Source organism: Acinetobacter sp. BHS4 (assembly GCF_018454425.1).
Classification (GTDB): Bacteria; Pseudomonadota; Gammaproteobacteria; order Pseudomonadales; family Moraxellaceae; genus Acinetobacter; species Acinetobacter pittii.
Genome location: NZ_CP075323.1, coordinates 2,857,443 through 2,881,643, shown reverse-complemented (window position 1 = coordinate 2,881,643; position 24,201 = coordinate 2,857,443). Strand labels below are relative to the sequence as shown.

At 39.7% G+C, this 24,201-nt stretch carries 25 protein-coding genes; 21 read left to right on the top strand and 4 right to left on the bottom strand.

Annotated features, from left to right (window positions below):
* The first annotated feature begins 204 nt into the window (after positions 1–204).
* From KIP84_RS13865 to KIP84_RS13850, 4 genes are all read left to right on the top strand, one after another.
* Positions 205–1,827, top strand: coding sequence for a BCCT family transporter (locus KIP84_RS13865; RefSeq protein ID WP_213688755.1), 1,623 nt, complete (start codon positions 205–207; stop codon positions 1,825–1,827).
* 120 nt (positions 1,828–1,947) lie between these two features.
* On the top strand, positions 1,948–4,014 hold the full coding sequence (locus KIP84_RS13860; protein ID WP_033848536.1) for a choline transporter: 2,067 nt from the start codon (positions 1,948–1,950) through the stop codon (positions 4,012–4,014).
* Between the two features lie 11 nt (positions 4,015–4,025).
* The gene (locus KIP84_RS13855) at positions 4,026–4,640 is read left to right on the top strand and encodes a MarC family protein (RefSeq protein WP_002117499.1); all 615 of its coding nucleotides are present in this window, start codon (positions 4,026–4,028) and stop codon (positions 4,638–4,640) included.
* 250 nt (positions 4,641–4,890) lie between these two features.
* Complete coding sequence (locus KIP84_RS13850) at positions 4,891–5,406, top strand: acyl-CoA thioesterase (RefSeq protein WP_213688754.1); 516 nt, start codon at positions 4,891–4,893, stop codon at positions 5,404–5,406.
* Between the two features lie 131 nt (positions 5,407–5,537).
* Here the strand turns inward: KIP84_RS13850 and KIP84_RS13845 are convergent, their stop codons facing one another.
* Complete coding sequence (locus KIP84_RS13845) at positions 5,538–5,738, bottom strand: hypothetical protein (RefSeq protein WP_000761577.1); 201 nt, start codon at positions 5,736–5,738, stop codon at positions 5,538–5,540.
* Between the two features lie 501 nt (positions 5,739–6,239).
* Here KIP84_RS13845 and KIP84_RS13840 point away from each other — a divergent pair.
* Positions 6,240–7,238, top strand: a complete 999-nt coding sequence (locus tag KIP84_RS13840) for a GTP-binding protein (protein WP_213688753.1) — start codon at positions 6,240–6,242, stop codon at positions 7,236–7,238.
* 42 nt (positions 7,239–7,280) lie between these two features.
* Here KIP84_RS13840 and dctA read toward each other — a convergent pair whose 3' ends face one another.
* Positions 7,281–8,543 (bottom strand): C4-dicarboxylate transporter DctA, encoded by a 1,263-nt coding sequence (gene dctA, locus KIP84_RS13835; protein ID WP_033848541.1) that lies wholly within the window; start codon positions 8,541–8,543, stop codon positions 7,281–7,283.
* 190 nt (positions 8,544–8,733) lie between these two features.
* Between dctA and KIP84_RS13830 the strand changes: the two genes are divergently transcribed.
* The 5 genes from KIP84_RS13830 to pgaD all read left to right on the top strand — a co-directional run bounded on the left by KIP84_RS13830 (position 8,734) and on the right by pgaD (position 13,706).
* Positions 8,734–9,264, top strand: coding sequence for a YaeQ family protein (locus tag KIP84_RS13830; protein WP_213688752.1), 531 nt, complete (start codon positions 8,734–8,736; stop codon positions 9,262–9,264).
* Between the two features lie 88 nt (positions 9,265–9,352).
* On the top strand, positions 9,353–9,691 hold the full coding sequence (locus tag KIP84_RS13825) for an FKBP-type peptidyl-prolyl cis-trans isomerase (RefSeq protein ID WP_039757052.1): 339 nt from the start codon (positions 9,353–9,355) through the stop codon (positions 9,689–9,691).
* A 244-nt stretch (positions 9,692–9,935) separates the two neighbouring features.
* Entirely contained in the window at positions 9,936–11,930 is a 1,995-nt protein-coding gene (pgaB, locus tag KIP84_RS13820; protein WP_213688751.1) for a poly-beta-1,6-N-acetyl-D-glucosamine N-deacetylase PgaB, read from the top strand.
* A 13-nt stretch (positions 11,931–11,943) separates the two neighbouring features.
* The gene (gene pgaC / locus KIP84_RS13815) at positions 11,944–13,203 is read left to right on the top strand and encodes a poly-beta-1,6-N-acetyl-D-glucosamine synthase (RefSeq protein WP_213688750.1); all 1,260 of its coding nucleotides are present in this window, start codon (positions 11,944–11,946) and stop codon (positions 13,201–13,203) included.
* An 83-nt stretch (positions 13,204–13,286) separates the two neighbouring features.
* On the top strand, positions 13,287–13,706 hold the full coding sequence (pgaD, locus tag KIP84_RS13810; RefSeq protein ID WP_017403159.1) for a poly-beta-1,6-N-acetyl-D-glucosamine biosynthesis protein PgaD: 420 nt from the start codon (positions 13,287–13,289) through the stop codon (positions 13,704–13,706).
* Positions 13,707–13,808: 102 nt separating this feature from the next.
* Here the strand turns inward: pgaD and KIP84_RS13805 are convergent, their stop codons facing one another.
* Entirely contained in the window at positions 13,809–14,597 is a 789-nt protein-coding gene (locus tag KIP84_RS13805) for a crotonase/enoyl-CoA hydratase family protein (RefSeq protein WP_213688749.1), read from the bottom strand.
* A 248-nt stretch (positions 14,598–14,845) separates the two neighbouring features.
* Between KIP84_RS13805 and pnuC the strand changes: the two genes are divergently transcribed.
* Positions 14,846–15,427, top strand: coding sequence for a nicotinamide riboside transporter PnuC (gene pnuC, locus KIP84_RS13800; RefSeq protein ID WP_213688748.1), 582 nt, complete (start codon positions 14,846–14,848; stop codon positions 15,425–15,427).
* Between the two features lie 14 nt (positions 15,428–15,441).
* Positions 15,442–15,741 (top strand): hypothetical protein, encoded by a 300-nt coding sequence (locus KIP84_RS13795; protein ID WP_069119712.1) that lies wholly within the window; start codon positions 15,442–15,444, stop codon positions 15,739–15,741.
* Between the two features lie 45 nt (positions 15,742–15,786).
* Here KIP84_RS13795 and KIP84_RS13790 read toward each other — a convergent pair whose 3' ends face one another.
* Complete coding sequence (locus KIP84_RS13790) at positions 15,787–16,599, bottom strand: IclR family transcriptional regulator (protein WP_017399043.1); 813 nt, start codon at positions 16,597–16,599, stop codon at positions 15,787–15,789.
* 273 nt (positions 16,600–16,872) lie between these two features.
* Between KIP84_RS13790 and KIP84_RS13785 the strand changes: the two genes are divergently transcribed.
* The 9 genes from KIP84_RS13785 to KIP84_RS13745 are packed head-to-tail and all read left to right on the top strand — an operon-like array spanning position 16,873 to position 24,200.
* Positions 16,873–17,178 (top strand): non-heme iron oxygenase ferredoxin subunit, encoded by a 306-nt coding sequence (locus KIP84_RS13785; protein WP_002117586.1) that lies wholly within the window; start codon positions 16,873–16,875, stop codon positions 17,176–17,178.
* Positions 17,179–17,205: 27 nt separating this feature from the next.
* Positions 17,206–17,505, top strand: a complete 300-nt coding sequence (locus KIP84_RS13780; protein ID WP_213688747.1) for a recombinase-like helix-turn-helix domain-containing protein — start codon at positions 17,206–17,208, stop codon at positions 17,503–17,505.
* 16 nt (positions 17,506–17,521) lie between these two features.
* Positions 17,522–18,589 carry an aromatic ring-hydroxylating dioxygenase subunit alpha gene (locus KIP84_RS13775; protein ID WP_119685590.1) on the top strand — a complete coding sequence of 356 codons (1,068 nt, stop codon included), beginning with the start codon at positions 17,522–17,524 and terminating at the stop codon, positions 18,587–18,589.
* A complete protein-coding gene (locus KIP84_RS13770; protein WP_213688746.1) occupies positions 18,582–19,346 on the top strand; it encodes an SDR family oxidoreductase in 765 nt (254 codons plus the stop codon). Before KIP84_RS13775 ends, KIP84_RS13770 begins: the two co-directional genes overlap by 8 nt.
* A gap of 11 nt (positions 19,347–19,357) precedes the next feature.
* On the top strand, positions 19,358–20,287 hold the full coding sequence (locus tag KIP84_RS13765; RefSeq protein WP_213688745.1) for a VOC family protein: 930 nt from the start codon (positions 19,358–19,360) through the stop codon (positions 20,285–20,287).
* Between the two features lie 28 nt (positions 20,288–20,315).
* On the top strand, positions 20,316–21,527 hold the full coding sequence (locus KIP84_RS13760) for an FAD-dependent oxidoreductase (RefSeq protein ID WP_206234644.1): 1,212 nt from the start codon (positions 20,316–20,318) through the stop codon (positions 21,525–21,527).
* Positions 21,528–21,570: 43 nt separating this feature from the next.
* Positions 21,571–22,794 (top strand): MFS transporter, encoded by a 1,224-nt coding sequence (locus KIP84_RS13755; RefSeq protein WP_014206034.1) that lies wholly within the window; start codon positions 21,571–21,573, stop codon positions 22,792–22,794.
* A 23-nt stretch (positions 22,795–22,817) separates the two neighbouring features.
* Positions 22,818–23,339: a cupin domain-containing protein gene (locus tag KIP84_RS13750; protein WP_002117566.1), complete on the top strand. Its 522-nt coding sequence runs from the start codon at positions 22,818–22,820 to the stop codon at positions 23,337–23,339.
* A gap of 36 nt (positions 23,340–23,375) precedes the next feature.
* A complete protein-coding gene (locus tag KIP84_RS13745) occupies positions 23,376–24,200 on the top strand; it encodes an alpha/beta hydrolase (RefSeq protein ID WP_213688744.1) in 825 nt (274 codons plus the stop codon).
* Position 24,201: the final 1 nt, after the last annotated feature.

Sequence of the window (24,201 nt, the reverse complement as noted above, 5' to 3'; positions counted from 1 at the left end):
TCATAGCACTTTTTTATCATACTTGTTATTGATTGAACGTTCAATCAATAACAAGTATGATATGTAAAAATCAATGAATTTTTGAACATGCTTCTAAAAAGAAAGAAGTGAAATCAAAGGTTCTAAAGGATAGGATGATGCGCATAAGTACATTACTTATCACGTTATTTTGAGAAAAATACACCGATTGCAAGGAGCAATAAGATGGTGTTGAAAAGTGATGGATATTCTTCAGACCATATTCGGTTAAATCGTTTCGTATTTTGGAGTTCAGCCATCAGTATCGGCATTTTTGGCCTACTTTTTGTGCTGTTTCCAGAAAAAAGTCAGTTTTGGTTGACCTATGTACAAGAGCAAGTAAATCACTTTTTCGGGTGGTATTACATGTTGGTTATTGTGCTGTGTCTGGGCTTTGTCGCTTGGCTCGCCTTTTCAAAAGTAGGACAGATTCCTTTAGGAAAAGATGACGACAAACCTGAGTTTAGCTATTTGGCTTGGACTTCAATGCTGTTTTCGGCAGGGATTGGTATTGCGCTACTTTATTATGGTGTGGCCGAACCTGTTGACCATTTTTTAAGACCACCAGAAGGTGAGGCAGGAACGATTCAAGCAGCCCGTAATGCGATGACGTATAGCTTTTTGCATTGGGGGATTCATGGCTGGGTGCTCTATGCATTGCTCGGAGTTACTTTAGGTTATTTTGCTTTCAGACAAAACTTACCATTGGCACTTCGCTCGGCGCTTTACCCAATTTTTGGAGAGCGAGTGCATGGCTTGGTGGGTGATTTTGTGGATGGCTTTGGAATTTTAGCGACGGTCATTTCCTTGGTCACCAACTTGGGAATTGGAGCGCTGGTGCTTGTATCGGGTATTTGTTACTTACTGCCGCAAATTCCAGATAACTCTGCGACTTTAATTACTGCCGTGCTCATCATGATGTTCGTTGCTACGATTACGACAGTGGTGGGTATTGAAAAAGGTTTGGCATGGTTGTCGCGTATTAATTTACGTCTGCTGTATGCCTTACTTTTATTTGTATTTTTAACAGGTCCTACAAATCATTTATTAAATGGTCTGGTGCAAAATACGGGCGATTATCTCAATAATTTTATTGGTAAAAGTTTTGATATGTATTTATACAATCAAAAAGCCAGTGGCTGGTTGGGTTCGTGGACTGTATTTTATTGGGCTTGGTGGATTGCTTGGGCGCCTTTTGTCGGTATGTTTATTGCCCGCATTTCAAAAGGACGTACCATTCGTGAAGTAGTATTAGGTGTATGCCTGATTCCACTCGGCTTTACACTGGCTTGGATCTCGGTTTTTGGAAACACTGCAATTTATTTAATCTTGCAGCAAAAACAGAAAGTATTAGGTGATATGGTCTTAACTGATCCAGCATTATCTTTATTTAAATTACTCGAATATCTGCCGTTTAATCCTTACGTTGCGGGTATTGTTGTTGTAATTTGTTTCGTTTTATTTTTGACACCAGTTGGCTCTGGTACACTAATGATCGCTAATTTGTCCTCAAAAGGGGGCACCAATGATAGTGATTCACCGATCTGGTTACGCGTCTTTTGGTCTGTGGTAATTACCATTGTAAGTATTGGCTTGCTTTTAGCCGGTAGTTTTAACTCCATGCAAAGTGCTGTGGTGTTATGTGGTTTACCATTTTCAGTCATTATTTTGCTCTATATGTTTGGTTTAGCCAAAGCGTTAAAGCAAGATGATTTTGACCCTCAATTAGTGAAAAAACAGTTAGCTGTTTCAAAAGACATTTCAGTCCCATCGAATTGTGACCAGGATAAAGTGACCGAGGTTTTATAACCTCAATCGATCACATCTATATATTATTTTTTGCGTTTAAAGTCGTCTTTTCATTGTTTTCAATAAGAGTGAAAAGACGAAATTAAATATTTTGTTTTTATTTTATTCCTTGAGGATTGTATGGCAACAGATAATCCAAGAGCAGTTGATGATTTAACATTATCTAAATCTAAAAAAGACCCGCTCAACCGTGTGGTTTTTTATTTTTCAGCTGTACTTATTTTAATTTTTTCTCTCGTCACGTTTTTGTTCAACGATTTTGCAAATCGAGTCATGAATGCTGTGCTTCAGTGGGTAACTTCAACCTTTGGTTGGTATTATCTGCTTGCGGCAACACTATATATGGCCTTCGTGATTTTTATTGCCTGCTCAAGATATGGCAGCATTAAATTAGGACCTAAGCATTCAAAGCCTGAGTTTAGTTTACTCAGTTGGTCTGCCATGCTGTTCTCGGCGGGTATTGGTATCGACCTCATGTTCTTCTCGGTCGCTGAACCACTATCTCATTACATGCAACCTCCGGTCGGAGCAGGGCAAACCTATGAAGCAGCACGCCAAAGTATGGTTTGGACATTGTTTCACTACGGTTTAACTGGCTGGTGTATGTATGCCTTGATTGGTATGTCATTGGGATATTTCAGCTATCGTTATAATTTGCCGCTTACCATTCGTTCTGCACTTTATCCAATCTTTGGACAAAGAATTAATGGGGCAATTGGGCATAGTGTTGATACAGCTGCCGTGATCGGGACAATTTTTGGTATTGCGACGACCTGCGGGATTGGAGTAGTACAGCTGAATTATGGCCTACATGTGTTATTGGGGTTACCAGAAAATATCTGGATGCAATTTATCCTGATTGCTGTTGCGGTCGGTATTAGCGTTATTTCGGTGACATCCGGGGTCAATAAAGGCCTGCGGATTTTATCTGAAATCAATATTTATGTTTCGGTCGGGTTATTGCTGTTTATTTTATTCTTGGGAAATACCGAGTTTTTACTCAATGCCCTTGTCCAAAATATTGGTGACTATTTAACTCGTTTCCCTGCTTTAGCATTACAAAGTTTTGCTTTTGAACAGCCTAAAGAGTGGATGAGTAGTTGGACTTTCTTCTTCTGGGCGTGGTGGATTGCTTGGTCTCCATTTGTAGGACTCTTTCTGGCACGTATCTCAAGAGGGCGTACCATTCGTGAGTTTGTATGCGGTACCTTAATTATTCCACTTCTATTTACACTTACGTGGTTATCTATTTTTGGTAATAGCGCATTGCATAGCGTTATTTTTGAAGGCAACCAAACCTTAGCAGCGACGGTGTTAGCAAATCCGGCTCATGGTTTTTATGACCTGTTAGCGCAATATCCGGGCTTTACCTTTATCGCTTCAATTGCCACCGTAACAGGGCTTTTGTTCTACGTGACTTCTGCCGATTCGGGAGCGCTGGTTTTAGGTAACTTCACGACTAAACTTACTAATATTGATAATGATGCTCCACGTTGGTTAAGCGTGTTTTGGGCAGTGGCGATTGGTTTACTCACATTAGCCATGCTCATGACCAACGGTATTACCGCCTTGCAAAACGCAACTATTATTATGGGTTTACCGTTTAGTTTTGTGATGTTCCTTGTGATGGCAGGGCTTTATAAGTCACTCAGACTTGAAGATTACAGGCATGCTAGTCGCAGTATGAATGCAGCGCCAGTCGTAGGAAACGTTGATATTCTGAACTGGAAACAGCGTTTAACTCGAGTGATGCATCATCCGGGAACCACTGAAACACACCGCATGCTAGATACGGTGTGTTTGCCAGCTGTTCAGGCTGTTGCTGATGAGTTGATTAAGCAGGGTATGAATGTGGACGTGCAGCAAACCCCGCTTGAAGATGAAGATACGCTTTACCATCTAGATCTCACTATCCATTTGGAAGAAGAGCAAAACTTTGTTTATCAGATCTGGCCTGTACGCTATAGCGCGCCGAACTTTAGCCAGCGTGTAAAACGAGGCAAACAGTTCTATTTCCGACTTGAAACCTATCTTTATGATGGCTCTCAAGATAACGATCTGGTCGGTTACAGTAAAGAACAGGTCATTAACGATATTTTAGATAAATATGAAAGACATATGACATTCTTACATATTAATCGTATTAGCCCCGGGAATCGTCCATTGTTCCCAGATCCACAAGCTTAAGAGGAAAATGCATGGCTTCTCCTTATCTACATTCTTTTGCTTTATTTTTCTCTTTGCTCAATCCATTTTTAATGAGCATTTATATGATTGGCCTGATTCGCCATTCAGAAGCTAAGGTGTTTAATAAAGCACTGATTCAGGGAAGTTTGATTGCTTTTGTCGTCTTCATGCTATTTGCATGGGGCGGCGAAACAATTTTTAGTAAATATCTGAATGTACGTTTTGAAGCCTTTCAGATTTTTGGAGGTCTTATCTTTTTGGTGATTGGCTACCGCTATGTGTTTCAGGGTGCCGACACCATTGGAGAAATGCGTGGTGCTCCAGAACATCTGGCTGGCACCATTGCCATGCCGTTTATGATTGGCCCAGGGACTATTAGCGCTGCGGTAGTCACAGGGATTGAAATGTCAATTGGTGAGGCAGCGCTAGTAATTGCCTTCACCTTGTTTTTAACTTGCAGTATTTTGATTTTGATGAAATTTTCACATGATCATTTACGCTATAAACATGCCAAACATATTGACCGTTATTTTGATATTGTCGGGCGTTTATCTGCTTTATTAATTGGTACGATCGCCATTGATATGATTATTAATGGTGTAACAGGCGTCATTAATAAAGTTTAGCAAGTCACTCATAAGAACCTGCTATGCCATTGAACATGGAATAAAATGGCATAGCATCTTCTAAAAAATTCTAAGATAAATAGAACAGCTTTAAAAAATAACTTTAAAAATAGTGCCTTAAAAAATTAAATTTTTAAAAACAATCAAAGATATTAAAAAATACGATGCTATGTTATGGATTTAAGCATGTTTTTTTTGTGAATTATCAACCATAATGTTGACTGAGCTTGTTTTAAGACAGAGTTGAGCTATGCCTACATTAGATGAAATGACCACAGCAACTGATGATCAGTCTGAATTGACGATGTCAGTTTTGATGACGCCTGATATGGCAAATTTTTCAGGTAATGTTCATGGTGGTACGATTCTAAAACTACTAGACCAAGTCGCTTATGCTTGCGCAAGTCGTTATTCGGGTGGCTACGTGGTGACTTTATCTGTAGATAAAGTAAATTTTAAAGAACCTATTTATGTAGGTGAGTTGGTAACCTTCTTGGCAAGTGTGAACCATGTAGGTCGTACTTCAATGGAAGTCGGTATCCGTGTTGAAGCGCAAAATATCCAGAAGCGGACAGTGCGCCATACCAATAGCTGTTATTTCACGATGGTTGCTGTTGATGAACAGGGCAAGCCATGTGAAGTACCTCAATTAAATCTCAATACAGAATGGAAGCGTTGCCGCTTTGAAGCTGCTGAGTATCGTAAGGTTTTACGTCTTCAAGAAAACCACAACCCATCTTGTAGCATGTATAAGAAAACTTCTTAAAAAAATAGATCAAATTAAAAAAGGATCGAACCGCAGCATGGTTCGATCCTTTTTCTTCTTTACCAAAATTCAGCGTCCATTTTTCATTTCAGTAAAATTATCTCTGAGCTTGGAGGAGAATGCTGAGAGAATTAACGAGTTGCAGGAGCAGCTTCAGAAGCAGAACCTACAGCATCAGATGCAGCATTTGCAGTGTTTGCTTGTTCTTGAGTTGAAACAACAACTTTTTCTTCACCAGCAGTGTTATGTGCTTGGTCGTGCTTAGAAGCAGCAAAAGTTGAAGCAGCAGTTAAAGCAAGTGTAGTAGCGAGTAAAGTTTTAGCTAATTTCATTTTATGGCATCCTTAAATTTCATTTAAAAATAAATTAAACCTAATCGTTCATACATACCTGAAACCTGTATGGCTGAATGACTAAGCTAGGACACATGCTAAGCCGAGCTTGGTATTACATCAATTAACTTAACAATCTATTACGGCTATCTTAACAATATGAAATATACGGGTCATTTATGTGAGCAATCTGTAAAATAAAAGGGCTTAAATACACCTCAAAATGTGAAAAAATATTTCTTATCGAGTAAAAAAAAGCCAACTGTGTTACGTAAACCTAACACTCTGGCATGAATTGTGAATGCGCCTAAATAGAATATTCCGTTTGAATTATAATTATCCAGAGTTAATATAGATTTTAAATGAGATGTATGTCACATATTAACTATTTTGGCCTGATAATTGAAAAGTATATCTTCAAAGTGAAAAATCATTTTCATGCTACTTAAACAGTGATATATCTTTCTTAGTTTTTTTAAACCTTGTTGATTTGAGCCGCTTGTGAAACTGATTGCCCAAAAAACTGTTCCCACCCATATTATTTCTGGTTTTTTAGGGGCAGGAAAAACCACATTATTACAGCATTTATTAAGTCAGAAACCTAAAGATGAGGTGTGGGCTGTATTAATGAATGAATTTGGGCAAATTGGAGTAGACCAACAACTCTTACCCCAAGATGAGGGATATGCAGTCAAAGAACTATTAGGTGGTTGTTTATGTTGTAGCAGTCAATTACCTATGCATATTGCTTTAGCACGGCTATTGAGTGAACAAAAGCCAGATCGACTCTTTATTGAGCCGACTGGACTTGGGCATCCTTCTCAGTTATTTGACCAACTGACTGAACCTCATTGGCAAAGTAGTTTAGCCATGCGAGCGTTGATTACGGTGGTCGATGGTAGTCGTTTGCATGATACTAATTGGGTTAAACAAAACCTTTATGAAGATCAGTTAAAAGCTGCCCAAATTGTGGTGGTGTCACATACCGATGTGATGACTTTTGAAGATGATCAGGCGCTTGAGCTATTAAAAGACGAATACCAGCCTTATCATCAAGAGTGGATTAAAATTGAACATGGTCAGTTAGCGTTAAATAAAATTGATGTAGCTGCTCGTTTAACTGAGCGATCTATACAACCTTTACTGAAACTTCAAAAACAAATGACTGAAACCGAGGTTAAGAAGGAAATTAATCAATTACCTTATCATTATGTCGAGTCGGCACAAGGCTATATTGTGGCAGGTTGGAAATTACCTAAACGCTGGAAATTCGATTTTTATAATTTGCTAGATTTATTATGTGCGCAGCAAGACTGGCTTCGAATTAAGGGAATTTTTAACACAGATCAAGGGTGGAAAGTTTTTAACTTTAATCCTGATCAGTTTAATTATAAGTCAGGTGAAGAGGGCATTGATAATCGTATTGAAATCATTAGCGAACATAACCATGATTGGTTGGCTTTTGAAACAGCTTTACTTGCCTGTCAGCTTGAAGAATAGAGAACATTAAACAAAAAGTAATTCAATGTTCTCATAATGGATTTAAGGTTTTGTATCTAACACAGCTTTAGCTTGAGCATGATCAATATCTTTTTCCCAGTGAGCAATCACTACGGTCGCGACACAGTTACCAATTAAGTTGGTACAGGCACGAATAATTCCAATAAACCAGTCGACTGAAAGTAGAAGCACTAAGCCAATTGCAGGGAGACTTGGTATCACTGAAAGTGTGGCTGCAAGAATAACTAAAGCCGAGCCTGGAATACCGTGAGCGCCTTTAGATGTAATGAGCGAAACAAGCAAAATAGCCAGTAAGTCATGCATAGACAAATCAATATTGCAGGCCTGTGCAATAAAGATCACCCCTAACGTTAAGTAAATTGAAAACCCGTCTAGATTAAAAGAATAACCTGTAGGTATGACTAACCCTACAGTGGAATCTTTGATTCCCAAATTTTTGAGTTTTTTCATAATTTGTGGAAGAACAGAGTCAGAAGAAGCAGTACCTAAAACAATAGCGAGTTCATCTTTAAAATAGCCCACAAATTTGAAAATATTGAGACCAGCAAGTTTTAAAATCGAACCTAAAACAATAACGACAAATAAAATGCAGGTTGCATAAAACAGTAAGACTAAATAACCCAATTGTAAGAGTGAATCTAAACCAAATTTGGCAGTCGTATAAGCCACTGAACCGAATACACCAATTGGAGCTAAACGAATAATAAGTCCCATAATTTTAAAGAAGACTTCTGAAAAAGCTTCAAGTGCTTGACGTACCAGCTCTGCTAAATGTTTAGGAATTAAAAGTAGGGAAACACCAAATAAAATAGCGATCAATAAAACCTGTAAAATATCGCCGTTTGCAAAAGCAGCAGTGAAGGTTTTTGGAATAATATTGAGTAGAAATTCCGAACCTGTATGCATTTCATGGGCACGTTCGGTATAGGTACTTAAATCTTTTGCATCTAAATGGCTAATATCGATATTCATACCGACGCCCGGTTTAAATACATAGGCCACAATAATACCTAAAATTAAGGCAATAGTAGTAACCACTTCAAAATAAAGAATGGTTTTTGCACCGACTTTGCCCATTTTTTTTATGTCATTTGCACCATAGATTCCCAGTACAACAACACAAAACACAATTGGTGCAATAAGCATCTTAATTAAAGAAATAAAACCATCACCTAATGGCTTGAGAGATAGGGAGAAATCATGGAAACCGATTCCAACTGCAACTCCAAGGAATAGAGCACAAAGAACCTGTAAAAATAAACTACGCTTGAGCTTTAGCCACATAAGTCATCAATTTTAGCAAGAGGAAAATATATCTCTCTTAAAGCAAAAAGCCGGCCAACTATAACTTGAGGGGAGCGTTTTGGAAGAATATGCAAATTTCACATGACTATGCTTTGGATTGTTCAGTTTTTTTATAATTTCTTATCCAAAATCGAGTATCCTTAGCGCCAAATTTTGGGACATATTAATCATGGCGCTTAAAGCAACAATTTATAAGGCAGACTTGAATATTGCCAATATGGATGACCATATTTATGGTGATTATCAACTGACGCTTGCCTTGCATCCTTCGGAAACTTTAGAACGCTTAATGGTTCGTTTGATGGCCTTTGCTCGTTTCGCAAGTGATGAGCTTGAGTTTACTAAAGACCTTTTTGAAACTGACGAGCCAGCGTTATGGCAAAAAGATTTAACGGGTCAGTTAGAAACATGGATTGAAGTTGGTTTACCATCTGAAGATAAAGTCAAAAAAGCCAGTGCACGTTGTAAAACAGTGGCGATTGTTGTTTATGGCACACAAGTCGAAGACTGGTGGAAACGAAACAGTAAAATTAAAACGTTAAGTAACGTTCAGGTTTGGCAAATTGCCCCTCAAAGTACAGTAGAGCTAGAGCCACTGTGTGAACGTACGATGCAGCTTCAATTAAATGTCATGGACAACGAGTGGACGCTTTTAGGTGAAAAGGGTCAAGCAAATGTTGTGTGGACACAGTTACAGTAACACAGAAAAGCGCAACAAATTCTACAGATTCAGTTGGTACACTAATGTACCAACTGCGATTTTAAAGATTCAGATTAAGGGGTAAACCATGTCAAATGAATTAGAAATTATCGATTTAAAAGTAGGCGAGGGTAAAGAGGCTGTTAAAGGCGCTTTAATCACGACTCACTATACAGGTTGGTTAGAAGATGGCACAAAATTCGATTCTTCAATTGACCGCGGTAATTATTTTGAATGTGTGATTGGAACAGGCCGTGTAATTAAAGGTTGGGACCAAGGCATTATGGGAATGAAAGTTGGCGGTAAGCGTAAATTAATGGTACCTGCTCATTTAGCTTATGGCGAGCGTAAAATGGGTAAGATTATCCCAGCTAATTCTAATTTAATTTTTGAAATTGAATTATTCGATGTCAAAACTCGTGACTAGTGAAGAACTTAAAGCCCTTTAGAGGGCTTTCTTGTTTATATGAGCTTTAAATATAAATACATTATTAATTTATATTTTAGCTTTTTGAATATTTAAGATTATTTTCAGATTATTTGATTATAAATGCTGACTGAGAAACTGTTCATTTATGGGCAGGCTGACATTAAGACCAAATTCCAAAAAATTTGCGTCTTAAAATCAAACTTCGCATAAATAATCTATATTGTTATTGAGACGCTATTTCATGATTATCCGCTTTGCATCTCCTTTGTTGAACATATCACTTGGCTTAGCTCTGGCAGGTTTGTCAGGCATGGCATTAGCCAAACCACCTAAACTGGACGCGTCAACACTTACGGTGATTGGTTATCATGAAATTACCGATACTAAAAATGCACTAATTCCTCAATATGCAGTGACGACTCAACAATTTACACAGCATGTTGAATGGCTGCAAAAAAACGGATTCCATTTTATTACGGTTGATCAGTTGATCCGTGCTCATCAAGGTAAATTTCAATTACCTACAAAACCTGTTCTATTAACTGTAGACGATGGTTATCAATCTTTTTATCAAAATGCTTATCCTGTTATTAAAGCTAAAAAAATCCCTGTAGTACTCGCAGTAGTAGGTTCATGGTTAGAGCCAAAAGCAGGGCAGAAAGTCGATTTTTCAGGGGAAGAAATTCCACGCGATAAGATCTTAAGCTGGCCTGAGCTGAAAGAAATGCAAGATAGTGGCTTTGTAGAAATTGCAAACCATAGCTATCATTTGCACCGTGGTATTACAGGCAACCCGCAAGGCAACTCTGAACCTGCTGCAACTACTCGTTTTTATGATGTAAAAACTCAAACCTACGAGAACGATGCACAATATCAGGCACGTATTTATAACGACTTAAAGAAAAATAACGAACTACTTAAAGCACACGGCTTACGTTCACCACGTATTATGGTATGGCCTTATGGTCGCTATAATATGCAAACAGTTCAAATTGCTAAAAAGCTTGGTATGCCAATTACCATTACACTTGATGATGGGGCAGACCACGCAAAACAATCTCTCCAAAATATGAGCCGTATTTTGGTAGAAGGCGATATGACGACTGATGATTTGGCTCAAGAAATTAAAAATCGTGAATTGAATTTAACGGATAACAATCGTCCGCAAAAAATTATGCATGTCGATCTGGACTATATTTATGATCCAGACCCGAAACAGCAAGAGCGTAATCTAGGTCACTTGTTAGACAGAATTAATGCGATGGGCGTAAATACAGTCTATTTACAAGCATTTTCAGATCCAGATGCGAATGGCTCTGCTGATATGGTGTATTTCCCGAACCGACATATTCCAATGCGTGCCGACTTGTTTAACCGTGTAGCATGGCAAATTCAAACGCGTACGCCTGTAAGTCGTATTTACGCGTGGATGCCTTTATTGGCATGGGAACTACCAAAAACTGATCCAGTTTCTAAAGATTTGGTTGTGACGGAGCAAGCAAAAACAGGTGAACACCTCAACATGGGTTATATCCGTTTAAGTCCGTTCTCAGCAGACGTACGCCAAACTATTCGTGAGATTTATCAAGATTTGGCTAAGTCATCTTCATTTAACGGAATTTTATTCCATGACGACGTCACCTTATCTGACTATGAAGATGCAAGCCCAGATGCCTTAAAAGCTTATGCGAAACAAGGTTTACCTACAGATTTGGCAAAAATTCGCGATAACGATCAAGATTTGCAAAAATGGACGGCATATAAGACAAAATATCTAGATGATTTTGCAATGCAACTCGTTGATGACGTGCGACAATATGAACCGTTCTTACTTACCGCACGTAACTTATATGCGCAAGTTGCTTTAAAACCATATGCAGAAAACTGGTATTCACAATCGCTTGAAGAGTCGTTAAAACGCTATGACTTTACGGCTATTATGGCAATGCCTTATATGGAACAGGTAGATAATGCTGATCAGTTCTATAAAGATATGGTTGATCGCGTGAAACAATATCCAAATGGCATTAAGAAAACCGTTTTTGAATTACAAGCAACCGACTGGCGTAAAAACGAAAAGGTACCTTCAACTGAAATGGCCGCAACAATTCATTCTCTTTATCAGCAAGGTGTAATGCATGTCGGATATTACCCAGATGACCCAATTAAAGATCATCCGGATGTGGACACTATGCATAAAGCATTTGCTGAAAAATCATCTCGTCTTGTGCCGTAGTTGAGGCTAAAACATGACAATCTTTGCTGCAATATGGTCGCATGCCTTAAAATTCGTTTTCTATTATCCATTATTCATGTCGTATTTATGGATGATTGGCGCGATCATTTTCTATTGGAAAGAACGTCAGGCTCCGCCTTACGATCAACCTGCTCCGTTAGAGAGTTATCCAAAAGTCGCTGTGTTAATTCCTTGTTTTAATGAAGGGGATAATGCAGAAGAAACCATTAGCCATGCATTAAAACTGGACTATCCTCATTTTGAAGTGATTGCGATTAATGATGGTAGCTCGGACAATACAGGAGAGGTACTCGACCATTTAGCAGCACAACATGAAAAACTACGTGTTGTTCATTTGGCGCAAAACCAAGGTAAAGCCATGGGGTTGCAAGCCGGAAGCTTAATGACCGATGCCGAGTTTTTAATTGGTATTGATGGCGATGCTTTACTTGATCCTCATGCAGCAAAGTGGATGATTCGTCATTTTCAGGAAAATCCAACAGTTGCAGCTGTGACGGGTAACCCGCGTATCCGTACTCGCTCAACTTTGCTAGGGCGTATTCAGGTCGGTGAGTTTTCTTCGATTGTCGGCATGATTAAACGTGCACAACGTACCTTTGGACGCTTATTTACCGTATCGGGTGTAATTACCGCTTTTCGTAAGAGCGCTGTTCACCAGGTCGATTATTGGTCACCCAATATGTTGACTGAAGATATCGATATTACTTGGAAATTGCAGCGCGCAGGTTGGGACATTCGTTTTGAACCGAATGCCTTGGTCTGGATTTTAATGCCTGAAACTTTAAACGGTTTGTGGAAACAACGTTTACGTTGGGCTATGGGTGGGGCACAGGTATTAATTAAAAATATTGATGTGTTCACTAAGCCAAAATTAAATTTTTTATGGCCATTAATGTTTGAGCTGTGCTTAACCTTAGTTTGGTCGTATTTAATGTTGGCGATGGCTTTATTATGGTTGGTACATTTTATTTTACCGGTCCCTGCTTTAGCCGTTGTGAGCTCTCCATTTTTACCGTATGGTAGCGGTATTTTACTGGGGGCAACCTGTCTCATTCAGTTTGCTTTAAGCAAATGGATGGATAGTCGTTATGAACCACATCTGGGAAAAAACTATTTCTGGATGATCTGGTATCCATTGGTCTTTTGGCTAATCACCATCTCGGCAACTATTGTGGCATTTCCAAAAGTTTTAAAACGTGGAGATGAGAAACGTGCGCGTTGGGTGAGCCCGGATCGGGGCATTCGTGGATGAAATGCAAGAGTCATGAGATTTTAAAGATCGTGCTGTATTGATGTCTGGGGAAAACCACAGCACTTCGTTAGGTAAAGAGAGAAATGAAGACAAATTCGTTGATTATTGATTTACGCCGTCAATTACCATGGCATAAACGCTATGCTTCTACAACAAGCACAGCCATGATGTGGGCGGTTTGGTTGTTGCTGTGGCGTCCATTTGTACTGATCTGGGTTTTGGCTGAGCTCCAAAAAACACATTTGGTTCACCGTTTGTTTAGTGCCTTTGGTTTAGGTATTGAACATGGCATTACTGCGTTAATTGCTTGTGCAATTTGTTTATTGTTGTGGAGTCATGTGCTGCCTGAGCATCGTGTTGGTGGTAATGCGCTTAAAACAAAACAGACAGATGATTATGCGCGCTATTTTGATTTACCTGAACATGAAATTGAGCAGGGACGTAGTCAGAAAATTACAGTCGTTCACCATGATGAATTAGGTAAAATCGTTAGAGTTGAATAAAGCCAATTAATAAAAAAAGCCCGCATCGTGTGGGCTTTTTTTTACGCTAATTTCTGTATATCCATAGGTTTTAAACTGTAGAGCGCAGTGCTTGTGCAGGTATTATTTACCTTTAAAAACAGGCGGTCTTTTTTGTAACATGGCAAATACACCTTCTTGAACATCTTCTGTGGTGAGCAAAGGTTGAAGATGGTTTTGCAGGTGATTAAAGGCAACCTCGTAACCTTCGTTAATAGCTTCACGCGCAGAGGCGAGAGTCGCTTTTACAGCAAGAGGAGCAGCTTGCGCAACATGTTCAGCAAGTTCTATTGCACGATTGAGCTGAGAACCTTCTGGGCATATTTCGGTAATCAGGTTCATATCAAATGCTGCTTTTGCATCGAAAGAGTCACCAGTGAGTAAATAATGCATGGCTTTGGCCCAACCCGCGGCTTGAGTAAAACGTGCAGTAGCTCCGCCAAAAGGTAAGATGCCACGTTGAACTTCCATTTGAGCAAATTGTGTATTTTCACTCGCAATCGTAATATCTGCGTTGAGAAATAGTTCTATACCAGCGGTATAACAATAACCTTGTACTGCCACTATCAAAGGTTTACTCAGTTTCCGGCCTATTGTGCCCCAAGGATTAATTTCATTTTCACTAAAATCAAAAACACCTGTAGCGAGTTTAGGTTGTAACTCAAGTAGGTCTAAACCAGCTGTAAAATGATCGCCATGAGCAAAGATAACCGCGCAGCGCAGGGCATCATTATTTTCATATTCGGTGAGCGCTAGTGATAAGTCTTTGATCATGTGACTATCAAAAGCATTACGTTTTGCTGCCCGATCTAGGCCAATTAAAAAAATATGTCCGCGAGTTTCACGGCTGACTTTTCCTTCTTGATTTGACATATTGTCACGCTCTTTATTTGTCTTTAATCATGTTTTAAACAATCGTTTAAAAACTAGCAAATATAATTTGTTTTGCGACTCGATCAGTATTTCTTTTGTCTGTGCATTGAAATAAATCGATGACATTAGAAAAGAATAAAACCTCAGACAATGCCAATTTGCATAATTTATTTAAATTAGCAGTTTGCTTCGCTTTATATTTTTCTCATAATACTTCGTCAAATTGATCTCAATAAGCAGCTGTTTTTATGTCACCTCTAGAAATCTTTGCAGTCTTGATTAGCCTGATTGGAGTCGGATTAACGGTAATCCGTAATATGTGGTGTTGGCTGTTTAATTTCTTTGCCTTTGTTTTATATGCCTATTTGTTTTACGAATTTAAGCTATATGGCGAAACGATTTTGCAGTTCTTTTTTATGGTGGTAAATTTTTATGGCTTTTACTACTGGCTCAAAGGAAAGCAGCAAGATCACGATATTCGAATTGAACCGATTGCAGTTCAAACCGCTATCATCCAAATGATCATTGCCGCGGTAGGTGGTTTACTTTTTGGCTTAATTCTTAAAAACTTTACCGATGCAGCGGTGCCTATGCTCGACTCACAGCTTGCCGCATTTAGTTTACTCGCAACCTACTGGACTAGTCGAAAACATATTGCGACTTGGATACTCTGGGTATTTGTCGATATTATTTATGTCGGTATGTTCATCTATAAAGATTTATTTTTAACAGCCGCTTTGTATGCAGCATTTGTTTTGATGGCAGCTTATGGTTGGTATCAATGGGAAAAGGTTAAAAAGAAACAGTTTTTAGCCTCAAACCAGCTTTAATTTGGAGAGTGATCATGTTGTTGAGCTTAGAGGTCTATAAACAACAACAGTTTGATCAAATTGCTGCAAAAATAATGGCCAAGCCAAAAGAATATTGTGAGTTTAATTCTGTGTCTGATTTTTATAACGCTGCATGGCTCAAGGATTTTCCTCAAGGCAGCCAGATTTCTGCGACAGGTTTAGATGATGGTGCTGAAGAGTTTTATGCGGTAATCCAGTTTAAACAGCAGTATTTAAAATTTGATATTAAAGAAAATGATTCGACAATTATCTTTAAAGATATGAATGAGAACGTTTTAAAAAGTAATTTTTAATTTATGAAATAAAATCTAAAAAAAAGCGACTTAACGTCGCTTTTTTTAATAAATAAATTTGGAAATTTTATTCGCTGTTTCAACAACTAAACTTGCGATATCTTCTTTAAATGTTCTTTCATCATAAGTCGTAATTGGACAACTTACAGAGATAACAGCGACCATTTTACCGTTTGACTGTTTAAAAATAGGCGCTGCACAGGCTGCCATATCATGGTTGTAATGACCCCAGCTCACCATGGTTTTTTGAGTTTTTACGTAAGAAAGTCTTTGCAATAAAGCTTTTAAATTGGTTGGGGTTAGTTCAGAGAAACTGTCCCAATCGCTAAAATTGCGGTAACGCTGACGTACTTCAGTTTCAGGTAAATCAGATAAAAGCATTTGACCAATGACGGTTGCATGGGCAGGCCAGCGAGTTCCTAAGCTAATGTTGCTCGTGAAGGTTCCCATCGACTGGATATTATTTACAAAGACAATATGAGTGCCTTCTAAAATTGAAAGATGTACCGCGAGTTTGGTTTGGTCACGTAGTTCTTTCATTAAAGGTGTCGATAAATCGAGTAATGAAAGTTTAGATAAACTGTTAAAACCAAGTTCCATGACTTTCGAATCGAGAGCATAAGTTTTTTGAGATGCTTTTCTTAAATAGCCACAAGATTCGAGTGTATAGATCAGACGAAATGCACTAGAACGGTTCACTTCTAAAATTTCAGCAATTTCTGTAATGGTCATTTCTTGCGCTTGTTGATTAAATGCTTGCAAGATAGCTAAACCCCGTACAAGTCCGGGAACTAAATATCGATCATCATTTTTTGTTGTTTCCGATTCTTGCGAATCTTCATCAATTGCTATGCTCATTCGTGTCATTTTCCTATAAATAAAACATGATTCAATTTGGGGCATGCTGCTTTATTTTATAACTATTGTAATTGTTAAAAATGCATAAAACAATTTTTATATTTAAAACTTTGTTTCCTTCTTGAAACGTAACAAAATATTTAAAAATTAATAACACAATGAATTTTATATTTATTTTTACTTTGACAAAAAATGATCAAGGGGATTATGCTTAGCTTGTGTTTTGAAAATCAAATTATGTTTTGTATATAAAACAAAATGAGGACGCAAGGTATGAGTTGGATCTCAGTTTGTCAGCAGGGTGACGTTAGCGAAGATGAGCCGAAAGCCATCGAAATTGAAGGGAAAAAAATAGGCGTATTTTTCGTCGATGAAAATTACTTTGCTATCGAAAATGTTTGCCCTCATGCGTATGCCTTATTAACCGAAGGATTTATCGAAGATCAGACTGTTGAATGTCCATTGCACGAAGCAATTTTTGACATTCAAACAGGTGAGCTAAAAAGTGGGCCAGGGTGTAGAAACCTATGTACGTACCCAGTTCGTGTTGAAGGACAGGATATTCAAATTCAACTCTAGTCCTCACATGTACAAGGAAGCAGAACAATGAAGACATTTAATGAAAAGTTGGCAAGCTGGATTCATGCAACGCCGGCAACCGAAGCAGGTATCAACAATATTCAAATTCCAGGTCAATCTGAATTGTTGGTTTGGCAGACACGTTATAAAGGGCCAACTCTCTATGAACAGGATTTTGTAAAAAACTTGATTCAGGCATTTTCTGCGGGCGCAACAGAGTTAGATGACGTTGTTTCTGCACTTAATCAACAGGGTTTCCGCTGTGAATCTGGTGATGAATGGACTTCTGCAAGCTTTACAGAAGAAATGCAACGTTTAGGTTATTGATTCAGGGAAGAATAAAATGAACGCAATCGTATCAACTTCACAAAGCGCTGAAGAATATTTAGAACTTGGTTTACGTGACCAATGGCATCCGGTTTTAGCAAGTTGGGAAGTCGCTGCTAATCCAGTCGGAATTACCCGTTTAGGCGAAAATATTGTGGTTTGGCGTGATGCCGAAGGTCAGGTTCATGCACTTGAAGATCGCTGTCCACACCGCGGTGCTCGTCTTTCCCTTGGTTGGAACTTAGGTGACCGAGTTGCTTGCTGGTATCACGGTGTTGAAGTTCGTGCTGATGGTGTGGTTGCTGATGTGCCAGCGGTTCATGAATGTCCAATGACTGGAACTAAATGTTTAAAGAACTATCCGGTAATTGAGCAGCATGGCGCAATCTTTATCTGGTTTGGTATTGATGCAAATGAACAACCAGCACCGCTTGAGTTTCCAGAGCAACTTGCAAGTGAAGAGTGGAGTGCGTTCCTTTGCCAAGCAGACTGGAAAGTAAACCATCAATACGCGATTGATAATGTGATGGACCCAATGCATGGGACCTATTTACACGCGACATCACACTCGATGGCTGATGGTGAGCGTACTGCAGAGATGAAGCATCGCACCACCGATAAGGGCTTTGTTTTTGAAAAAGAAGGTCAAACAGGTGTGAACTTTGACTGGGTTGAATACGGTTCAACAGGTGCAAGCTGGTTACGTCTTTCAATTCCATACCGCAAACAATTTGGCCCAGGCGGCGAATTCTGGATTGTGGGCTATGCAACGCCAATTGATGCCAACAATACCCGCGTATTTTTCTGGCGCTGCCGTAAGGTAAGTGGTTGGCAACGTAATGTATGGCGTTTCTTATATCGCAATCACTTAGAACAGTTGCATTGGGATGTATTGGAACAAGACCGCATTATTTTAGAAAATCTTGCGCCAAATGCGCGTGAAAAAGAGTTCCTCTATCAACACGATGTGGGTCTTGCACGTTTACGCCGTTTAATGAAAAAAGAAGCTGAGAAGCAATTAAAGAAAATTGCTGCGCTAAATGCATCAAACCGTATCGAGATGCAGGAAGAAGCTCATGGCTAATGTAGCGTTGTTGCAAGGCAAAAAAGTTTTAGTAACTGGTGCAGCGCGTGGTTTAGGTCGAGATTTCGCTCAAGCTATTGCCGAGTCAGGTGCTGAAGTTGTGATGGCAGATATTTTATCTGACTTGGTACAACAAGAAGCACGAGCGTTACAGCAACAAGGGCTAAACGTTCATGCTGTCACCGTTGACCTTGCCAATGCAGACTCTATTGAAAGTGCGGTTGCAAAAAGCGTGGAAGTATTACAAGGACTAGATGGCCTTGTGAATTGCGCGGCCCTGGCAACCAATGTGGGTGGAAAAAATATGATTGATTATGATCCTGAACTTTGGGATCGAGTCATGAATATTAATGTGAAAGGCACATGGCTCATCAGTAAGGCATGCGTTCCCCATCTAAAGCAATCGGCTGCTGGCAAAATTATTAATGTTGCTTCCGATACAGCACTTTGGGGCGCACCGAACCTGATGGCTTATGTTGCGAGTAAAGGTGCAATTGTTGCCATGACACGTTCAATGGCAAGAGAGTTGGGACAGTTCAATATCTGTGTCAACACCTTGTCACCGGGCCTTACTCTGGTTGAAGCAACCGAATATGTGCCACAGGAACGTCACGATTTATATGTGAACGGAAGAGCGATTCAACGTCAGCAACTTCCACAAGATTTAAATGGAACAGCATTGTATCTACTGTCGGATTTGTCCTCTTTCGTGACAGGTCAAAATATTCCGGTCAATGGCGGTTTTGTCTTTAACTAAGGAGTAGTCAAATGATTACAGGGATCGAGATTTTAAAGTTTGGAGTTGAAGATAGAGCCGCTTCAAACAAGTTTTTGGCAGATTTTGGTTTAAGCCAAAGTACTTCGGATATTGAAGGCACTGATCTTTACCAAACTCAAAATGGTAGCAAGATTTATCTATTTAATTGTGATGATGAGCGTTTGCCGACTGCTATTGAGCAAGGTTCAACTTTACGTGAAGTGACTTGGGGTGTTGAAAGTGCTCAAGACCTTGATGACTTGGCAACTCGTTTGGTCGATGTAGACGGTTTTAAACGTACTGAAAATACAGTTCAGTGTCTCGACCCAAATGGCATGACCATTCGTTTTGAACAAAGTTTTGTTAAAGAAGTACCTGAACTTAAAACGGAAGGTATTAATCAATACGGCAACATTCAACGTGTTAATGCAGCAAGTCCTGTCTATGAAAAGGGTCAACCTGTTGCGATTGGACATGTGGTGTTCTTCACACCGGATTTAGCAACAACTGAGAACTTCTATATCGAGAAAGTAGGCTTTCATTTATCTGATGCTTACAAAAATCGCGGTGCATTCTTACGTTGTCGCGGTAAAGGTTATCACCATGATTTATTCTTGCTCAGTGTTCCAAATAAACCTGCTGGCTTAAATCACGTTGCGTTTGTAGTACGTGATATTCATGAGGTGATTGGGGGCGGTTTAAATATGAACCGTTCGGAATGGTCGACCTTTATTGGGCCGGGACGTCACCCAATTTCTTCTGCTTATTTCTGGTACGTCAACTCACCATTGGGCGGTGCATTTGAATATTACACTAACGATGACTATTTGACAGAAGAATGGCAGCCACGTGTAGAAGAACATCGTCTAGAGCTTTTCACCGAATGGGCGATTGAAGGTGGTCTTGATGACACAACCCGCCGTCAGGTGAAGCCTGTTTAACAGGTGCTGCTGAACAAGGAAGATAGCTATGGAAAAGATCGTAATTGTAGGTGCCGGACAGGCAGCGGGTTGGGCAGTAAGTACCTTACGTCAAAATGGTTATGTGGGCGAAATTCACGTGGTTTCTAATGAAGACCAAGTGTTTTATGAGCGTCCACCTTTGTCTAAGCAAGTGCTTTCAAAAGAAGCAACGTATGAAAGTTTGAATCTGTTCTCACCTGAACAGGTTCAAGAGTTCAACGTTCAATGGCATAAACCGGAAATTGCAACAAAAGTCGATCGTGAGCAAAAACAGGTTCATTTAGAAAGTGGTCAGATTTTGCCGTATGACAAATTGCTGATTGCAACTGGAAGCCGTGCGCGTGTACCCGTTAATACATGGCAGTTCATTCCAAATGTTGTGACTTTACGTAATGTGCATGACTGTGAGCGTTTGGCTGAAATTTTAAAGAATGCCAAAAATGTCGCTGTGATCGGCGGCGGCTGGATTGGTTTAGAAATTGCTGCAACTGCACGTAAGCAAGGTAAAGATGTTCATATTTTTGAATATGGCGACCGTTTGTGTGCAAGAAGTGTGAGTCCGGAAGTTTCTGCATTTTTAAAAAATATACATGAAACCCAAGGTACAAAAATTCATTTAGACAGCAAGAGCCTTCATTTGGTTGAAGCGCCGAATCAGAAAGTTGAAGTGGTGAATCATCCACAAAATAGTCAGTTATTTGACTGTGTGGTGGTAGGTGCAGGCGCTGAGATTGCCAAAGAGTTAGGTGTACATGCTGGTCTCGATGTAAAAGATGGCATTGTGGTGAATTGTTTTGGACAAACTTCAGATCAAAACATTTATGCCGCAGGTGATGTCGCTATTCATCCGGGCTTGGGTTATTGCATTCAGTCTTGGGCAAATGCACAAAATCAGGCTATTGCAGCAGCAAAGTCGATGCTCGGAATTGAAACTGAATATAGCGATATTCCATGGCTTTGGTCAGATCAATATCACTTTAATATCCAGATTTTAGGTACGTATCAACCTGAAAAAACGAAGGAAGTAGTCATTCGCCAAGGCGGTGGAGATCAGGTGAGCTATTTATATCTGGACCATGAAAATCGTTTGCTCAACATGATTGCCATTAATGATTCTAAACTGGTCAAACTGGCAAAACGTTGGATGCAAGCCAACACCGTTTTAGATCCAAAACTATTAGCAGATGCTGAATTTAATGTCATGAAGTTAAAACCGTAAAACATTAAATCTGGTTCTCATTACCAAATCGAAGGAATGACACATGAGTAATGAAGAAAAAAGTGGATTGAAGCATTGGGTACCTGCTTTTGTCCTTATGGTGTGTGTGGTACTGGCGTTTTTCGACAAGATTAGTATTGCGGTTTTATTTTCAGATCCTCATTTTCAAAGTGCAATGGGAATTGCTGAAGATAAGGCCAAGCTTGGATGGCTCATGACAAGTTTCTTACTTGCTTATGGTTTTTCATCAGTCTTTCTCAGCTTTTTGGGTGACATCTTTAACCCAAAGAAAATGCTGTTCTGGAGCGTAACGTCGTGGGGCGTACTCATGTTCTGTATGGGGTTCACCACCAGTTATTCAGGCATGTTGGTTTTACGTGTACTGCTTGGTTTAGCAGAAGGCCCGTTATTTGCCTTGGCATACACCATTGTTAAGCAGACTTATACGGATCGTCAGCAGGCACGTGCTTCTACCATGTTCTTACTTGGAACACCGATTGGTGCATTCCTTGGGTTCCCGATCACTGCAAATGTTTTAGCTCACCACGACTGGCATACCACTTTTTTTGTGATGGCTGCGCTAACCCTGATTGCGATTTTTAGCATTGTTTTTGGTTTACGTAACTTGCAGCTCAAGAAAACTGTCGAAATTGAGGGCGAGAGTAAACGCACCAACTTCAAAGGTCACATTACCAATACTAAATTGCTGCTCAGCAACAGCGCATTCTGGTTGGTTTGTCTCTTTAACATTGCATTGATGACGTATTTGTGGGGCTTAAACAGCTGGGTTCCTTCTTACTTAATGCAAGACAAAGGATTCAATCTCAAAGAGTTTGGGATGTATTCAAGCTTTCCATTCATTGCCATGTTAATTGGCGAAATTATCGGTGCGTTTTTATCTGACAAGTTAGGCCGCCGCGCAATTCAAGTATTTAGCGGTTTACTACTCGCGGGCATCTTCATGTATGTGATGGTCATTATGACTGAGCCACTATTGATTATTGCTGCCATGTCTTTAAGTGCTATGGCGTGGGGTTTTGGAGTAGCAGCTGTATTTGCTCTGCTTGCAAGAGTGACGACCTCAAATGTAGGTGCGACTGCGGGTGGAATATTTAACGGTTTAGGTAATTTTGCAAGTGCAATTGCGCCTGTTCTTATCGGTTACATCGTGATGCAAACACATAGTTTTAATTTAGGAATTACCTTCTTGGCTGCCGTCGCTGTCATTGGGTCGTTGTTCTTGGTTCCTCTTTTAAAACGTTATTAATTCACTGTATAGGAGTTTAAAAAATGACTACACAACAATTCGAATCGTGGGCACAACCAGAGGGTGCTTCTTTAGAAGATTGGTTAAACACACGTATTGCTCGCTTTGAGACACGTAAATACGACTTCGATGCTTTGAAGTTCCAAGCAGATTACGACCCGAAATATCGCCGTGCACAAATGCGTTACATGGGTACGGGTGCAACAGGTGTTGCAAATGACGGTAACACCGTTCCAGCAGAAAACTTCACGTTTTCAACCATGGTTCTACCACCACAGTGTGAAGGTCCTTTGCATATTCACCACGATGTTGAAGAGGTGTTCTTTATGCTCCGCGGCGAAATTGATTTGTTCATTGAGCACAACGGCGAAAAATTTGAGACCCGTTTAAAAGAGCGTGACCTGATTTCAATTCCACCGGGTATTTACCGTGGTTTGTTTAACCCAGGACAAGAAGATGCCTTGATGTGTGTGATGTTGGGAACAGGTAAACCAACAATTCCTAACTATCCACCAGAGCATCCATTGTCTCAAATCAAACGTTAATTGTTTGATGAAGTGAATGAAAGGAAAGAATTAAAAATGATGACACTCATTGAAAAGTTAGCAGAATTTCCGGTGAAAACGGTCAATGTTCAAGGCCAGCAACAAGCCTATCGGGAAGCTGGTCAGGGCGAATACCTTGTGCTGTTGCATGGCATTAGTTCCGGTTCTGCTTCATGGGTAAACCAACTTGAAGTGCTGTCTCATCATTTTCATGTCATTGCCTGGGATGCACCGGGCTATGGCAAATCAGATGAACTTTTAACTGATCAGCCCAATGCTACTGACTACGCAAAGCGTTTGGCAGCATTGTTAGATGTTTTAAAAATTGAAAAAGCAATTGTGGTCGGACACTCATTAGGTGCCTTACAGGCCAGTGCATTTGCTGCACTTTACCCAGAGCGAGTGGAACATTTAGTTGTTGCTAACTTGGCACAAGGCTACCAACGCCACGATGAACAGACACAAATTCAGGTTTTTGAAAAAAGACCAAAAATGTTGAAAGAACTTGGTGCTAAAGGAATGGCCGAAAGCCGTGGACCTCATTTGATTTATAAACAAGAGCCACAAGCCTTAGCTTTAGTTTCAGAGGTGATGCAGCAGCTGACCCTAAAAGGTTTCACACATGCATCGTACTTACTTGCATATGACGAAATACGTAATTACTTAACCCATTTAAAAGTCCCATGCACAGTGATTGCAGGGCAGCAAGATCAAATCACTCCTGCGTTAGGTATACAAGAGCTTGCTCAGGAATTGCAGTTGGAACAGCGCTTCGTCATAGAAGATGCAGGACATTTAAGTTATGTCGACCAACCGCAAGCATTTAACCAAATTATGTTGACGATTCAGGAACAATCGTAAG

Bases quoted from the DNA above. Each gene is read 5' to 3' on its own strand.
- KIP84_RS13755 (WP_014206034.1), top strand. From the start codon at position 21,571: ATGAGTAATGAAGAAAAAAGTGGATTGAAGCATTGGGTACCTGCTTTT.
- KIP84_RS13780 (WP_213688747.1), top strand. From the start codon at position 17,206: ATGAAGACATTTAATGAAAAGTTGGCAAGCTGGATTCATGCAACGCCG.
- KIP84_RS13790 (WP_017399043.1), bottom strand. From the start codon at position 16,599: ATGAGCATAGCAATTGATGAAGATTCGCAAGAATCGGAAACAACAAAA.
- KIP84_RS13795 (WP_069119712.1), top strand. From the start codon at position 15,442: ATGTTGTTGAGCTTAGAGGTCTATAAACAACAACAGTTTGATCAAATT.
- KIP84_RS13785 (WP_002117586.1), top strand. From the start codon at position 16,873: ATGAGTTGGATCTCAGTTTGTCAGCAGGGTGACGTTAGCGAAGATGAG.
- KIP84_RS13845 (WP_000761577.1), bottom strand. From the start codon at position 5,738: ATGAAATTAGCTAAAACTTTACTCGCTACTACACTTGCTTTAACTGCT.
- KIP84_RS13860 (WP_033848536.1), top strand. From the start codon at position 1,948: ATGGCAACAGATAATCCAAGAGCAGTTGATGATTTAACATTATCTAAA.
- KIP84_RS13750 (WP_002117566.1), top strand. From the start codon at position 22,818: ATGACTACACAACAATTCGAATCGTGGGCACAACCAGAGGGTGCTTCT.
- KIP84_RS13825 (WP_039757052.1), top strand. From the start codon at position 9,353: ATGTCAAATGAATTAGAAATTATCGATTTAAAAGTAGGCGAGGGTAAA.
- pgaB (WP_213688751.1), top strand. From the start codon at position 9,936: ATGATTATCCGCTTTGCATCTCCTTTGTTGAACATATCACTTGGCTTA.
- KIP84_RS13745 (WP_213688744.1), top strand. From the start codon at position 23,376: ATGATGACACTCATTGAAAAGTTAGCAGAATTTCCGGTGAAAACGGTC.
- pgaD (WP_017403159.1), top strand. From the start codon at position 13,287: ATGAAGACAAATTCGTTGATTATTGATTTACGCCGTCAATTACCATGG.
- KIP84_RS13760 (WP_206234644.1), top strand. From the start codon at position 20,316: ATGGAAAAGATCGTAATTGTAGGTGCCGGACAGGCAGCGGGTTGGGCA.
- dctA (WP_033848541.1), bottom strand. From the start codon at position 8,543: ATGTGGCTAAAGCTCAAGCGTAGTTTATTTTTACAGGTTCTTTGTGCT.
- KIP84_RS13775 (WP_119685590.1), top strand. From the start codon at position 17,522: ATGAACGCAATCGTATCAACTTCACAAAGCGCTGAAGAATATTTAGAA.
- KIP84_RS13805 (WP_213688749.1), bottom strand. From the start codon at position 14,597: ATGTCAAATCAAGAAGGAAAAGTCAGCCGTGAAACTCGCGGACATATT.
- pgaC (WP_213688750.1), top strand. From the start codon at position 11,944: ATGACAATCTTTGCTGCAATATGGTCGCATGCCTTAAAATTCGTTTTC.
- KIP84_RS13850 (WP_213688754.1), top strand. From the start codon at position 4,891: ATGCCTACATTAGATGAAATGACCACAGCAACTGATGATCAGTCTGAA.
- KIP84_RS13770 (WP_213688746.1), top strand. From the start codon at position 18,582: ATGGCTAATGTAGCGTTGTTGCAAGGCAAAAAAGTTTTAGTAACTGGT.
- KIP84_RS13830 (WP_213688752.1), top strand. From the start codon at position 8,734: ATGGCGCTTAAAGCAACAATTTATAAGGCAGACTTGAATATTGCCAAT.
- KIP84_RS13855 (WP_002117499.1), top strand. From the start codon at position 4,026: ATGGCTTCTCCTTATCTACATTCTTTTGCTTTATTTTTCTCTTTGCTC.
- KIP84_RS13765 (WP_213688745.1), top strand. From the start codon at position 19,358: ATGATTACAGGGATCGAGATTTTAAAGTTTGGAGTTGAAGATAGAGCC.
- pnuC (WP_213688748.1), top strand. From the start codon at position 14,846: ATGTCACCTCTAGAAATCTTTGCAGTCTTGATTAGCCTGATTGGAGTC.
- KIP84_RS13865 (WP_213688755.1), top strand. From the start codon at position 205: ATGGTGTTGAAAAGTGATGGATATTCTTCAGACCATATTCGGTTAAAT.